The following is a 14,373-nucleotide window of genomic DNA, read 5'->3' as shown; positions in this document are numbered from 1 at the left end:
GTTATATAGTCATGATAGCAAATTGGAATTTTAATAAAAAACTGTTATAATGTACATAATTGAGCAAGCGTTATCTTTTTAGAATAAAACATAGTGAGAGAAAACTTCAAGAGTTATGCGAAGTGAACGTCATTTCAGCAGAATAAGGAGAGAAATTATGGCAACGAAACATGAACAAATCATGCAATACATTAAAACATTACCAGTTGGACATAAAATTTCAGTACGAGGCATTGCTAAAAAACTCAAGATGAGTGAAGGAACAGCGTATCGTGCGATTAAAGAAGCAGAATCTGTGGGGCTTGTTTCGACTATTGAACGTGTCGGTACTATTCGCATTGAACAAAAAGTGAAATACATGACCGATATGCTGACATTTAAAGAGATTGTTCGTATCATTGACGGCGAAATCTTGGGTGGGGAAAAAGGACTTAATCGTCATTTAAGTAAATTTATTATCGGAGCGATGAAAAAAGATGCGATGATGCGTTACTTCAGTGAACATTCGATGATTATTGTCGGAAACCGAACAGAAGTACAACAGTTGGCACTCGAACATGATGTAGCTGTGTTGATTACCGGTGGTTTTACAGCGAAACAATCAATTATTGATTTAGCAAATGAACGCAATTTACCCGTTATCTCAACGTCTTATGATACCTTTACAGTTGCAACAATGATTAACCGTTCTATTTCAGACCAATTGATTAAAAAGGAAATTTTGACGATTAAAGATATTTACATGCCAATCGAAAAATCAAAAGCATTGACAGCACAAGATACGGTTAGAACTTTTCATCAATTATCAGATGAAACAGGATTATCACGTTTTCCGGTGGTATACAATAACCGTCTGATTGGAGTTGTTACAGCAAAAGATTTAATCGGACGTGAAGAAGATGTGTTAATTGACCGAGTAATGACACGAGATACTGTAACGGTAAAGTTGCACATGAGTATTGCCAGTGTGTCGCATAAGATGATTTGGGAAGATATTGAAATGATTCCAGTAGTAGCTGATAATTTACAATTGCTCGGCGTTGTGTCACGACAAGATGTGATGAAAGCAGTGCATACAGTACAACAACAGCCACAAATTGTGCATACTTTTGAAGACGATGTGGTGGTACATTTGCAAGCGACTGAAGCAACGAACCGTTATTCTGGTTATCGCTATCAAGCACGTGTTCAACCGCAGATGATTAACAATTTAGGTACGATTTCGTATGGTGTTCTATGTGAGTTAATTACACAAGTGGCACAACGTCAAGTATTAGAAGTCACCAATCTTAATAATATTATTGAGAAATTTGAGTTGAATTACTTTAATTTATTGCAGATAGACAATGAGATGCAATTTAAAGTAGAAGTATTTCACCATAATCGACGCAGTGCACTCGTTCAAGTAGATGTGTATCATGAAAATACTTTAGCAGCTAAAGCGATTGTCACTAGTCAAATTATTGAACGAAGTTAATGGAACAAATGAAAGGAAACGATATGTACTTATTATCAGAACAAACAAACGCATTTTATCAATTGTTGAAACAAGAAGTATTTCACCATAATCGACGCAGTGCACTCGTTCAAGTAGATGTGTATCATGAAAATACTTTAGCAGCTAAAGCGATTGTCACTAGTCAAATTATTGAACGAAGTTAATGGAACAAATGAAAGGAAACGATATGTACTTATTATCAGAACAAACAAACGCATTTTATCAATTGTTGAAACAATATGAACGTATTATCATTCATCGTCATAAACGACCTGACCCAGATGCGATTGGTTCACAATTAGGACTTAAATATTTGATTGAAGCAACGTATCCACAAAAGAAAGTATTCGCAGCAGGAACGACAACGCAAGGTTTAGCGTGGTTGGGCGAAATGGATAAAGTAACACGAGAAGATTATCAAGATGCTTTAGTTATTGTAGTCGATACTGCTAACCAAGAACGCATTGACGGCGAACACTATACTTTAGGGGCAGCCTTAATTAAAATTGACCATCACCCCGATGTAGAACAGTATGGTGATTTACAAATTGTGCATCCACAAGCGAGTTCGTGCAGTGAGTTATTGACAGCGATGAGTGAAGAATTGAAACATCGTCTACCATTAAATGCTAAGGCAGCACGACTATTGTATGCTGGAATTGTAGGAGATACCGGTCGCTTTTTATATAATGCAACGACAGCGATGACGCATCAGTTGACTAGCCGATTATTAGAACAAGGTATCAATGCCTTTGAAATTAATGACACATTCCAATTAACGACATTAGAAGAACTGAAATTTCAAGCATTCGCTTATGAGCATTTAGTTGTTGACCCGTCAGGTATGGCATTTTTACGAATTGACCGAACACATTTAGCAGAATTTGGTATAACAGAAGAGCAAACAAATGGTATCGTTAATATTGCGTCACGCATTAAAGGGGTCTATTGTTGGGTGACTTTTGTGGAACAAGACGGAGAAGACTTTTTCTATCGTTGCCGTATTCGTTCTAAAGGGCCAGTTATCAATGGCATTGCTGCGAATCATCATGGTGGTGGACACCCTATGGCAAGTGGTGCTAATGCGTATAGTGAAGAAGAAATTCAAGCAATTATTGCTGAGATGAAAGCAGCAGCTGTTGAATATGTTGCGGAGAATGGGTTGGCGTAGTTGGGTATGAGAGTGTAAAAATAATTAAAGAGCTATAGATATGCTCCTTAAATAGTATTGAGATAGGATATTATTTCATTATTGCTATTTAGGGGCATATTATTTTTAGTGATAGAATGATTATTTTGACATGTGTTTTGAGCTTTTTTACTAAATTCCCCACTATAATCAGTTCACAAATAAGCACATTTCGGTTATGATTATAAAGGAAAATAGGTACGGATTACAAAGAACATACCATTATAGAAATCAGAATGCTTAACAGAATAAAAATAGTGCGACAACGAGTACTATGAAACGAATCACTGCACAAAGTGTTTCATTTCGTTGGAGATAGAAAAGGAGCTTAAAACAATGATTGAACGATATACTCGACCACAAATGGCAGCTTTATGGAGTGATGAAAAACGTTACGAAACATGGTTGGAAGTTGAGATTCAAGCGACTGAAGCATGGGCGACATTGGGTGTAGTGCCTAAAGAAGATGCGAAATTAATTCGCCAAAATGCAACGTTTGATGTTGCACGAATTTTAGAAATCGAAGCTGAAACACATCATGATGTCGTGGCGTTTACTCGTGCAGTGAGCGAAAGTTTAGGGGAAGAACGCAAGTGGGTGCACTATGGCTTAACGAGTACTGATGTGGTGGATACAGCTTATGGCTATCAATTAAAACAAGTTAATGCAGTTTTGCGTGAAGATTTATTGCACTTAATTGATGTCGTTGCGAAAAAGGCAAAAGAGCACCAATATACAGTTTGTATGGGACGTACACATGGGGTTCATGCAGAACCAACAACATTTGGGTTAAAATTGGCTGGATTTTACTCAGAATTAAAACGTCACTTAAAACGCTTTGATGAAGCTGCTAATGGTATTCAAGCAGGGAAAATTAGTGGGGCAGTCGGAACATTTGCGAATACTCCACCAGAAGTTGAAGCTTATGTATGCGAGCATTTAGGTATTAATGCACAAGATATTTCGACACAAGTGTTGCCACGTGATTTACACGCTGAATATGTTGCAACCTTGGCATTGATTGGTACGAGTGTCGAACGATTTGCTACGGAAATTCGTGGGTTGCAAAAGTCGGAAACACGTGAGGTTGAAGAATTTTTTGCTAAAGGGCAAAAAGGTTCGTCGGCTATGCCACATAAACGCAATCCAATTGGTAGTGAAAACGTATCAGGATTGGCACGAGTGATGCGTGGTTATATGGTGACAGCCTATGAAAATGTTAACTTATGGCATGAACGTGATATTTCACACTCATCTGCTGAACGTATTATTTTACCTGATTTGACGACGATATTAGACTATCAATTAGCACGCTTTGCACGCATTATTGAAAATTTAACAGTCTTTCCAGAAAACATGTTACGCAATATGAATGCGACATTGGGTTTGATTTATTCACAACGTTTATTATTAAAACTCGTTGATGCTGGTTTGAGCCGTGAACATGCTTATGATACCGTACAACCATTGACGGCATTGTCATGGGATGAACAACGTGATTTTAGAACTTTAGTTGAAGCTAATGAAATAATTACAGCACATCTATCGGCAGAAGACATTGATGATGCGTTCGATTATCGCTATCATATCCGTCAGGTAGACACAATATTTGAACGACTCGGATTGTAATATATGTTGCGAGCCTGAATATATAGTGCGATAATGAGCGATTTGCAGTGGATGTCAAGTCAATCCGAGCGACACTACCAATACGAACCGAAATAAAGGAGGGAAACAATATGACACATTTAACCGATTTGGAAATTGCCAACAAAATTACTATGGCACCCATTAATGCAATTGCTGAACAAGCTGGAATTGATGTGGAACATATATCTCATTATGGCAAATATAAAGCGAAAATTGATTTTTCAAAAGGACCACAGCTAGAAAAAGGAAAACTCATTTTAGTGACGGCGATTACACCAACACCGGCAGGCGAGGGGAAAACGACTACTTCAGTAGGACTAGCTGATGCACTCAAAGAGATTGGTGAAAATGTCATATTAGCATTGCGTGAACCGTCCTTAGGGCCTGTCTTTGGAATGAAAGGTGGTGCAGCTGGAGGTGGCTATGCACAAGTTGTGCCAATGGAAGATATTAATTTGCATTTTACTGGTGACTTTCATGCTATTAGTGCAGCTCATAATTTATTAGCAGCAATGTTAGATAATCATATTCATCATGGAAATGTGTTAAATATTGATACTCGTTCGATTGTTTGGAAACGTGTTGTCGATATGAATGACCGTCAATTACGTCATATTGTATCGGGTCTTCAAGGTAAAACGAATGGTGTACCGAGAGAAGACGGCTACGATATTACAGTTGCTAGCGAAATTATGGCGATTTTATGTTTAGCAACGGATTTAATGGATTTGAAAGCTCGTATCGCTAAAATTATTGTTGCGTATGATATTGACGGAAAACCGATTACGGCTGCTGATTTGAAAGCAGAAGGTGCGATGACGACATTACTTAAAGAGGCGATTCAGCCGAATCTTGTGCAGACACTTGAAAAAACACCGGCAATTTTACATGGGGGCCCATTTGCAAATATCGCACATGGTTGTAATAGTGTCATTGCCACGAAAACAGCCTTACGATATGCTGATTATGTGGTGACGGAAGCTGGTTTTGGAGCAGACTTAGGTGCAGAAAAATTTTTGGACATTAAATGCCGTGTGGCGAATTTGAACCCAAGTGTTGCTGTATTAGTTGCGACAGTTCGTGCTTTGAAAATGCATGGTGGTGTTGCGAAGAAAGATTTAGCGACTGAAAACTTAGCAGCAGTTGTTGCAGGACTAGCTAATTTAGAACGTCATTTATCGAATTTACAGGAAGTATATCAATTGCCCGTTGTGGTAGCATTGAATAAGTTCCCAACAGATACGCAAGCAGAAATTGATTTAGTTATCGAAACTTGCCGTCAACGTGGTGTGGAAGTCGTGTTATCAGACGTGTGGGCAAAAGGTGGTAAGGGTGGTATTGAACTAGCTAAAAAAGTCGTTGAATTATCTAAACAACCAAATCAATTAACTTATGCATATGACTTAAATCAGACGATTGAAGAAAAATTATTGGCGATTGTGCAAAAAGTATATCGTGGTCGTGATATTCAATTGTCGCCACAAGTAAAAAAACAAATCAAACAATTGACAGAATTAGGATACGCTCATTTGCCAATCTGTATGGCTAAGACACAATATTCGTTTTCGGACAATGCGAAATTACTTGGTGCTCCTAATGATTTTTCGGTATCAATTAAGGAATTACGATTATCAGCTGGTGCAGGATTTATTGTGGCTTTGACAGGAGATATTATGACTATGCCAGGCCTACCAAAAGTACCAGCAGCAGAATCGATTGATATTGATGCACAAGGGCAAATTGTAGGATTATTTTAAAGACAAATTGAATTGGAGATGTTAAGTGAATAGCATTTCCAATTTTTTTATAAGAGTAGAATTTAAAGGTACTGAATAATATTTTCAAAAGGATTGTGTATTTTGAATTACAAAACACCTTTCCCCCTCCATAAAATTCCTCCCACAATATCTCATAAAAGTGCTTGCAAAATAAATTGAACTTTGATAAGATAATGTCAAACAGGATTGTTACTGGTCATGCAGGCAAAACCTATATACATACAAGTTGTTTTTTGCTTTGGGTTAGTACCATAAATGGCGATTTGTATTTATATAGGTTTTTTTATTGAGTTACTGGGGGTGATTGTGTGAAGATTTTAAAAGTCTTCAATAATAACGTGGCCTTAGCAGTGGAGCAGTCCAATAAAGAAGTTATAGTAATGGGAAAGGGGATAGCGTTCGGTAAAAAAACAGGTGATTATATCGATGAATCTGTCGTAGAAAAAGTGTTCGTCTTGCAAGATGAATCGGTTTCTACTTTCTCTGATTTATACGAGAGCACCAAGCCTGAAGTGATTGATGCTTTACTCAAAATTGTTGATTTAGCAGAAGCTGAATTGTCGATAACCTTAAAATCTAGTGCCTATCTAGCATTAGCAGATCATATTAATTTTGCGATTGAAAGACAGGAAAATGGAATTAGTCTTGAAAATCCATTGTCTTGGGAGGTAAAAAATTTCTATCCACAAGAATATGCGATTGGTTTGCAAGCCTTAACTTTGATTGAAGAGATTGTTGGGATTCAGTTTAATGAAAGTGAAGCTACTTCAATTGCACTTCATCTAGTTAATGCAAGTAAACAAGGTGACCATTTGGAACAAACGATTAAGGTGACTAAAATTGTTCGAGATATTTTAAATATTGTCCGTACTTATTTTGGTGTTAATTTTGATGAAGAATCAATTACTTATTCACGCTTTGTAACGCATTTACAGTTTTTTGCACAACGAATTGTTAAAAATCTTCATCATGGAGATGCTGATTCGTTTCTCTATGAACAAGTAAAAGCGTCTTATCCTAAAGCGTTTGAGTGCACGCAGAGAATTAAGGACTATGCCGAAAAGGTACATCGTTTTACGATTAATCAAGATGAACAGGTTTATTTATCGATTCACATTCAACGATCGATTACTCAAAGTCAAATAAAGCAATAGGAAAATTCACAATAGGATCGTGACTGGTCATGCAGGCGAAACCTAGGTGGATAATCTAAGTGCCGCTATCTAAAATAGCAGAGATAGGCAAACTATCGGCTATTTGTGTTAGCGTGATTTAGATTATCTATCTAGGTTCTTTTCATTACTTAGGTAGGAAAAAAATAAAAATTGTAGAAAGAGGTATGCAACATGGCAGATTACACAATTTTAGCTAAAGACATTATTGCGAATGTCGGTGGCAAGGAAAATATTAAAAACGTAAGACACTGTATTACAAGACTTCGTTTCCAATTAAAAGACGAAAGTAAGGCAAATACAGATTATTTGAAAAAACGTGAAGGTGTCGTAACGGTTGTTCAAGCAGGAGGACAATATCAAGTAGTTATTGGTAACCATGTGCCAGAAGTTTATGAGGCTGTATTAAAACAAGGCATTACAGGTGTCGGAGAAGTAGCACCCGATGATGCAGACGAAAAAGCAAATGGTAATTTATTTGACCGCTTTGTTGACTTAATGTCTGGTTTATTCCAACCATTTTTAGGTGCATTAGCTGCAGCCGGTATTATTAAAGGGTTAGTCGCAATTTTAAGTGCTTTTGGTGGCAAAGAGATTACGACTTCTGGTTTATATATTTTATTAAATGCTTCTGGAGATGCATTCTTCCAATATTTACCATTCGCATTAGCGATTACAGCAGCTGGTAAATTTAAATTAAATCAATTTACAGCATTAGCTGTTACAGGAGCGTTGCTCTATCCTAATATTGGACAACAAATTGTAGCTGGAACAAACCTTTTTGGTATTCCATTTGCACTACCACAAGCAGGAAGTTACTATCAAACGGTTATCCCAATTATTTTAGCGATTTGGGTTGCTGCGAAAGTTGAGAAATGGGTTAAATCTTGGATGCCAACAGTAATTAAATTATTCGGTGTTCCGTTCTTAACATTACTTGTTTCTGTGCCATTAACGTTTATCGTTGTTGGGCCAGTATCGAATATTTTATCTAATTTATTATCTGGTGCATTTAATGCTGTGTATAACTTCAGTCCAATTTTATTCGGTCTTATTTTAGGTGGTTCGTGGCAAGTATTAGTAATGTTCGGTATGCATTGGGCAATTATACCTATGGTAATTAACCAAATGACAGTACAAGGATTTTCATCATTTTTTTCACCTGCTGTTTTACCTAACTTTACTCAAACAGGTGCATTGGCTGCGATTATGTTAAAAACAAAAGAAGATAAAACAAGACAATTAGCTGGGCCAGCTTTAGTTTCTTCATTATTTGGTGTAACAGAGCCAGCAATTTATGGTGTGACTTTACCAATGCGTACACCATTCATTATTTCATGTATCGCAGGTGCTGCTCAAGGTGCTTATGTTGCATGGCAAGGAGCAACATCTTACGCTATGGGTGGTTTAGGTGTTTTTGCTTATCCTTCATACATTAATCCAGCAAATGGTGATTTTTCTAGTATGATTCATATGTTTATCGGTACTGCGATTGCGATTGGCGTGTCATTTGTTTTAACTTTATTATATGGTGTTAAAGATATTTTTGGGGGTAATGATACTAAAGAAATGGTAGCTGAAACACCGCAAGAAGTGGCTGCACCAACAACTACTCAATTAAAACAAGAATTAATTGCTGCACCATTATCTGGTAAAGTGGTGACATTAACGGATGTACCAGACCCAGTATTTGCGAGTGAGGCAATGGGTAAAGGGATTGCGATTTTACCAAGTAAAGGTGAAGTAGTTTCTCCTGTTAATGGGGTAGTAACAACTATTTTCCCAACAGGACATGCAGTGGGGATTACTTCGGATTCTGGTGCTGAAATTTTGATTCATATCGGCATGGATACTGTTCAATTAGATGGTAAAGGCTTTACGGCTCATGTTAAAAATGGCGACCGTATTCAAGCGGGACAAAAATTAATTGATTTTGATATTGCGACAATTGAAGCAGCAGGATTGCCAACGATTACACCAATCATCATCACTAACACAAATCAATATACAGATGTGATTACCACTCAAGCAGAAGAAGTATCAACTGGTGATTACTTATTGGATGCGGTACTATAATTTTTAAGTGACAAAAAAGTAGCGGATAACAATAGGACTTTATTTGAAAGAAGTATTGTCAATCCGCTACAATAGTATAGGTAGGAATAAAAGTTTGAAAGGAGTAATAGAACAAATGACAGTATTTCCTAAAGGATTTTTATGGGGTGGGGCAACAGCTGCTAACCAATTAGAAGGTGCTTATAATGAAGACGGTAAAGGCTTAAGTGTACAAGATGTGACACCACAAGGCTTTTTTGGGCCAAGTACAGCTGAGCCGACTGAAGATAACTTAAAATTAGTAGGAATTGATTTTTATCATCGCTATAAAGAAGATATTGCATTGATTGCAGAAATGGGCTTTAAAGTATTCCGTTTATCAATCGGTTGGAGCCGTATTTTCCCTAAAGGTGATGAGTTAGAGCCAAATGAAGCAGGTTTAGCGTTTTATGACCGAGTATTTGATGAGCTAGAAAAATATGGAATTGAACCATTAGTTACTTTATCGCATTATGAAACACCACTTCACTTAGCTCGTGAATACAATGGCTGGGCGAATCGTGATTTAATTTCATTTTATGAGCGTTATGTTCGGACAGTGTTTGAGCGTTATCAAAATCGTGTGAAATACTGGTTAACTTTCAATGAAGTGAACTCAGTGTTACATGCTCCATTTATGAGTGGGGGGATTGCGACACCACTTGAAGAATTATCAAAACAAGATTTGTATCAAGCGGTACATCATGAATTAGTAGCGTCAGCTTTAGCAACTAAAATTGCACATGAAATTAATCCTGAAATGAAAGTAGGTTGTATGGTATTATCGATGCCAGCCTATCCAATGACATCTCATCCATTGGACCAATTAGCTGTGCGACAATTTTCAAACCAAAACTATTTATTCTCTGATATTCATGCACGTGGGAAATATCCTAACTATATTAAACGTTTCTTCAAAGAAAATAATATTGAGATTCAGTTTGCTGACGGTGACGAAGAATTGCTATTAAACCATACGGTTGACTTTATTTCGTTCTCATACTATATGAGTGCCGTACAAGCACACAATCCAGAAAAATATTCTTCTGGTCAAGGAAATATTTTAGGTGGTATTAATAACCCTTACTTAGAAGCATCTGAATGGGGCTGGCAAATTGACCCAGTTGGTTTACGCTTAGTTTTAAATGATTTTTATGACCGTTATCAATTGCCTTTATTTATCGTTGAAAATGGTTTAGGTGCTAAGGATGTTTTAGTGGACGGACCAAATGGTCCAACAGTTGAAGATGATTACCGAATTGATTACTTACAAAAACATTTACAACAAGTAGGGGAAGCGATTCAAGACGGTGTTGAAGTAATGGGGTATACAACATGGGGCTGTATCGACTTAGTATCAGCATCAACAGCTCAAATGAGTAAACGTTACGGATTTATTTATGTAGACCGTCATGATGACGGAACAGGTACGTTGAATCGCTATAAGAAAAAATCATTTGATTGGTACAAAGAAGTAATCGCAACCAATGGTGAAAGTTTATATTAGGAGATAAGCATGAATAAAAAGATTATTTTCCTAGATGTAGATGGAACAATAACTAATTATTCAAATCAAATTCCTGTTTCTGCCATTGAAGCGATTCGGCAAGCACGAGCGAACGGTCATCTTGTTTATACGGTGACTGGTCGTTCTAAAGCTGAAATGTATCAAGATATTTTAGATATTGGCTTTGACGGTTACATCGGTGGTAATGGTTCGTATATTGAGTCGGATGACCAAGTAATTTTTGAACAAGTGATGAGTGCTGAAGATGCTAAAGCAGTGGTCGATTGGTTACATCAACGTGGATTAGAATTTTACTTAGAGTCAAATTCAGGTCTTTACGCATCTAAAAACTTTGTTGAGCGTGGAACTCCTGTTTTTATCGAGTATTCTCGCTATAAAGGAAAAGAGAATGCTGAACAAACAACGGTAGAATCAGCATTTCCAGATATGATTTATAATGGTGAATTATATCGTGATGATTTGAATAAGGTATCGTTCATTTTAGAGTCCTACCAAGATTATTTAGATGCTAAGGAACAGTTTAGTCATTTGAAAGTCGGTACATGGGGTGGTGCTGGCGAAACGGCTTTGTTCGGTGATATTGGAGTTGCCGATGTTGATAAGGCGAAAGCAATTGAGTTATTGCTAGAACATTTAGGCATGAATCGTCAAGATACATTTGCATTTGGTGACGCTAAAATTGATATTCCGATGTTAGCGTATTGTGATATTGGTGTTGCCGTTGATTCCGGTGGCGACGAAATAAAAGCAATGGCTGATTATATTACCGACGCAGTTGATGATAATGGTATTTATAATGCGTTCAAACATTTTGGTCTGATTTAGTGAAAATGAGATAAAGTTAATTGAAATAATGACAGTTTGAGGTGTAAAATGAAACGCTTATTTTTAATGCGACATGGACAGACATTGTTTAATGTGCAGAAACGTATTCAAGGAGCTTGTGATTCGCCGCTAACAGAACTAGGTAAAGAACAAGCTCAAGCTGCTCATGATTATTTTGTTGAGCGAGGCATTAAATTTGATGCTGCATTTTCTTCTACACAGGAAAGAGCGAGTGATACATTAGAAATCGTATTGACAAAAGGAGAACCATATACACGTTTAAAAGGGATTAAAGAATGGAATTTTGGACAATTTGAAGCCCAACCAGAATTTTTAAATCCAAAACATCAAGCAGGTGCAAAAACTTATGGGGATTACTTTGTAGCTTATGGTGGAGAGTCAAGTGATAAAGTCGCTAATCGAATGCGTGAAACCATTGCTAACACTTTAGATTCCGTAGAGGGTGAAAATGTGATAATGGTATCTCATGGTGGTGCGATGTGGACATTTTATGTTTCGCTCAATTTGGTAAAAGAGCCTGTTCCGATAATGCCTAACTGTGCGATTTACGAATATACATATGAAAATGGACAATTTGATATTGTTCAAATTATTGACCCAATAACTAGACAGATTTATGAAATAAATAAATAGTGTGAGTGAGGCTGCTCTGGCTTGAATCACTAGAGAAAACTGATGGTGTGCGTGAAACGCACAAAGGAATTTTTTGAAGTGGATGTCAAGTCAAGCTGAACGAACCCAAATAGGACATGGTGTGAGTGAAGCTGTTCTGACTTGAACCACTGGAGAAAACTGACGGCGTGCGTGAAACGCACAAAGGAATTTTTTGAAGTGGATGTCAAGTCAAGCTGAACGAACCTAAATAGGACATGGTGTGAGTGAAGCTGTTCTGACTTGAACCACTGGAGAAAACTGACGGCGTGCGTGAAACGCACAAAGGAATTTTTTGAAGTGGATGTCAAGTCAAGCTGAACGAACCTAAATAGGAGGAAGATAAATATGTCAGAAATTAAAACATTTCCAGACGGATTTTTATGGGGTGGTGCTACGGCAGCGAACCAATGTGAAGGTGCATATAATGTTGACGGGCGGGGATTAGCAAACGTTGATGTGGTACCGATTGGTCCAGACCGTTTCCCAATTATTACGGGTGAGAAAAAGATGTTCGACTTTGAAGACGGCTATTTCTACCCTGCAAAAGAAGCGATTGATATGTATCATCATTTCAAAGAAGATATTGCGTTATTTGGCGAAATGGGATTTAAAACATATCGTCTATCGATTGCGTGGTCACGTATTTTCCCTAAAGGTGATGAAGAAGAGCCAAATGAAAAAGGCTTACAATTTTACGAAGATTTATTCAAAGAGTGCCATAAGCATGGGATTGAACCATTAGTGACGATTACACACTTTGACTGTCCGATGCATTTAATTGAGAAATATGGTGGTTGGCGTAATCGTAAAATGTTAACTTTCTACGAACGTTTATGCCGCACATTATTTACACGATATAAAGGATTAGTAAAATACTGGTTAACTTTCAATGAAATTAATATGATTTTACATGCACCATTTATGGGAGCAGGTTTATATTTTGAACCAGGTGAAAATAAAACACAAGTAAAATATCAAGCAGCTCATCATGAATTAGTGGCAAGTGCACGTGCGACACAAATTGCACATGAGATTGACCCAGAAAACAAAGTAGGTTGTATGTTGGCTGCCGGACAGTATTATCCAAATACGGCACATCCAAGAGATTATTGGGAAGCGATGCAAGAAGACCGTGAAAATTACTTCTTTATCGATGTTCAAGCCCGTGGTGAATATCCAAACTACGCATTGAAGAAATTCGAAAAAGAAAATATTCATGTAGAGATGACTGAAGACGATTTAACTTTATTAAAAAATCATACTGTTGACTTTATTTCATTCTCTTATTACTCAAGTCGTGTGGCTTCTGGCGACCCAGCTGAAAAAGAAAAAACAGCAGGCAATATTTTTGCGTCAATTAAAAATCCATACTTAGAAGCGAGCGAATGGGGTTGGCAAATTGACCCATTAGGTTTGCGTATTACGATGAATGCTATCTGGGACCGTTATCAAAAACCATTGTTTATTGTAGAAAATGGTTTAGGTGCTGTGGATACATCAGATGAAAATGGCTATGTGGAAGATGATTATCGTATAGCTTACTTGAAATCACATATTCAAGCGATGCGTGATGCGATTAATGAAGACGGTGTGCCATTATTAGGTTACACAACTTGGGGCTGTATTGATTTAGTATCAGCTGGTACTGGTGAAATGAAAAAACGTTATGGTTTCATCTATGTAGACCGAGATAATGACGGAAATGGGACTTTAAAACGTACGAAGAAAAAATCATTCCACTGGTATAAAGAAGTTATCGCAACTAATGGAGCTAGCGTAGAGTAATCACATAGTGTGAGTGAGGCTGTTTTGGCTTGAATCACTGGAGTAAAAAGCACAGGAGTGCGATAGCACTACGAGCATTTTTGCGAAGTGGACGTCAAGCCAAGCCGAGCGAACCGGAATCCACATAGTGCGACAATGAGCGTTTTGAAATGAACCACTGGAGGAAGTCATCGGTGTGC

The 14,373-nt window shown here is 37.4% G+C and carries 11 protein-coding genes; all 11 read left to right on the top strand.

What is annotated here, in order from left to right:
- Positions 1 to 157 precede the first annotated feature (157 nt).
- The 11 genes from JDW14_06275 (at position 158) to JDW14_06225 (ending at position 14,194) form a co-directional block, all read left to right on the top strand.
- Positions 158 to 1,477, top strand: a complete 1,320-nt coding sequence (locus tag JDW14_06275) for a CBS domain-containing protein (protein QQD64935.1) — start codon at positions 158 to 160, stop codon at positions 1,475 to 1,477.
- 23 nt (positions 1,478 to 1,500) lie between these two features.
- Positions 1,501 to 1,662, top strand: a complete 162-nt coding sequence (locus JDW14_06270) for a hypothetical protein (GenBank protein ID QQD64934.1) — start codon at positions 1,501 to 1,503, stop codon at positions 1,660 to 1,662.
- 23 nt (positions 1,663 to 1,685) lie between these two features.
- Positions 1,686 to 2,669, top strand: coding sequence for a bifunctional oligoribonuclease/PAP phosphatase NrnA (locus JDW14_06265; protein ID QQD64933.1), 984 nt, complete (start codon positions 1,686 to 1,688; stop codon positions 2,667 to 2,669).
- A gap of 354 nt (positions 2,670 to 3,023) precedes the next feature.
- Positions 3,024 to 4,316, top strand: a complete 1,293-nt coding sequence (gene purB / locus JDW14_06260; protein ID QQD64932.1) for an adenylosuccinate lyase — start codon at positions 3,024 to 3,026, stop codon at positions 4,314 to 4,316.
- Positions 4,317 to 4,426: 110 nt separating this feature from the next.
- Positions 4,427 to 6,094, top strand: coding sequence for a formate--tetrahydrofolate ligase (locus JDW14_06255; protein QQD64931.1), 1,668 nt, complete (start codon positions 4,427 to 4,429; stop codon positions 6,092 to 6,094).
- Positions 6,095 to 6,423: 329 nt separating this feature from the next.
- Positions 6,424 to 7,269: a PRD domain-containing protein gene (locus tag JDW14_06250; GenBank protein QQD64930.1), complete on the top strand. Its 846-nt coding sequence runs from the start codon at positions 6,424 to 6,426 to the stop codon at positions 7,267 to 7,269.
- A 192-nt stretch (positions 7,270 to 7,461) separates the two neighbouring features.
- Positions 7,462 to 9,363: a PTS glucose transporter subunit IIA gene (locus tag JDW14_06245; GenBank protein QQD64929.1), complete on the top strand. Its 1,902-nt coding sequence runs from the start codon at positions 7,462 to 7,464 to the stop codon at positions 9,361 to 9,363.
- A gap of 115 nt (positions 9,364 to 9,478) precedes the next feature.
- On the top strand, positions 9,479 to 10,888 hold the full coding sequence (locus JDW14_06240; protein ID QQD64928.1) for a glycoside hydrolase family 1 protein: 1,410 nt from the start codon (positions 9,479 to 9,481) through the stop codon (positions 10,886 to 10,888).
- Positions 10,889 to 10,897: 9 nt separating this feature from the next.
- Positions 10,898 to 11,734, top strand: a complete 837-nt coding sequence (locus JDW14_06235) for a Cof-type HAD-IIB family hydrolase (GenBank protein ID QQD64927.1) — start codon at positions 10,898 to 10,900, stop codon at positions 11,732 to 11,734.
- A 48-nt stretch (positions 11,735 to 11,782) separates the two neighbouring features.
- Positions 11,783 to 12,388, top strand: a complete 606-nt coding sequence (locus JDW14_06230) for a histidine phosphatase family protein (GenBank protein ID QQD64926.1) — start codon at positions 11,783 to 11,785, stop codon at positions 12,386 to 12,388.
- Positions 12,389 to 12,754: 366 nt separating this feature from the next.
- Positions 12,755 to 14,194: a 6-phospho-beta-glucosidase gene (locus tag JDW14_06225; protein ID QQD64925.1), complete on the top strand. Its 1,440-nt coding sequence runs from the start codon at positions 12,755 to 12,757 to the stop codon at positions 14,192 to 14,194.
- Positions 14,195 to 14,373: the final 179 nt, after the last annotated feature.

The sequence above is a fragment of the Aerococcaceae bacterium zg-252 genome, assembly GCA_016237705.1.
Lineage (GTDB): Bacteria > Bacillota > Bacilli > Lactobacillales > Aerococcaceae > Globicatella > Globicatella yangjingiae.
Note: the sequence above shows the minus strand (reverse complement) of the source record. Positions and strands in the feature narration are given on the sequence as shown.

What these genes read in the sequence shown, in the direction of transcription:
- JDW14_06275 (QQD64935.1), top strand. Translation starts at nt 158, where the DNA reads ATGGCAACGAAACATGAACAAATCATGCAATACATTAAAACATTACCA.
- JDW14_06270 (QQD64934.1), top strand. Translation starts at nt 1,501, where the DNA reads ATGTACTTATTATCAGAACAAACAAACGCATTTTATCAATTGTTGAAA.
- JDW14_06265 (QQD64933.1), top strand. Translation starts at nt 1,686, where the DNA reads ATGTACTTATTATCAGAACAAACAAACGCATTTTATCAATTGTTGAAA.
- purB (QQD64932.1), top strand. Translation starts at nt 3,024, where the DNA reads ATGATTGAACGATATACTCGACCACAAATGGCAGCTTTATGGAGTGAT.
- JDW14_06255 (QQD64931.1), top strand. Translation starts at nt 4,427, where the DNA reads ATGACACATTTAACCGATTTGGAAATTGCCAACAAAATTACTATGGCA.
- JDW14_06245 (QQD64929.1), top strand. Translation starts at nt 7,462, where the DNA reads ATGGCAGATTACACAATTTTAGCTAAAGACATTATTGCGAATGTCGGT.
- JDW14_06240 (QQD64928.1), top strand. Translation starts at nt 9,479, where the DNA reads ATGACAGTATTTCCTAAAGGATTTTTATGGGGTGGGGCAACAGCTGCT.
- JDW14_06235 (QQD64927.1), top strand. Translation starts at nt 10,898, where the DNA reads ATGAATAAAAAGATTATTTTCCTAGATGTAGATGGAACAATAACTAAT.
- JDW14_06230 (QQD64926.1), top strand. Translation starts at nt 11,783, where the DNA reads ATGAAACGCTTATTTTTAATGCGACATGGACAGACATTGTTTAATGTG.
- JDW14_06225 (QQD64925.1), top strand. Translation starts at nt 12,755, where the DNA reads ATGTCAGAAATTAAAACATTTCCAGACGGATTTTTATGGGGTGGTGCT.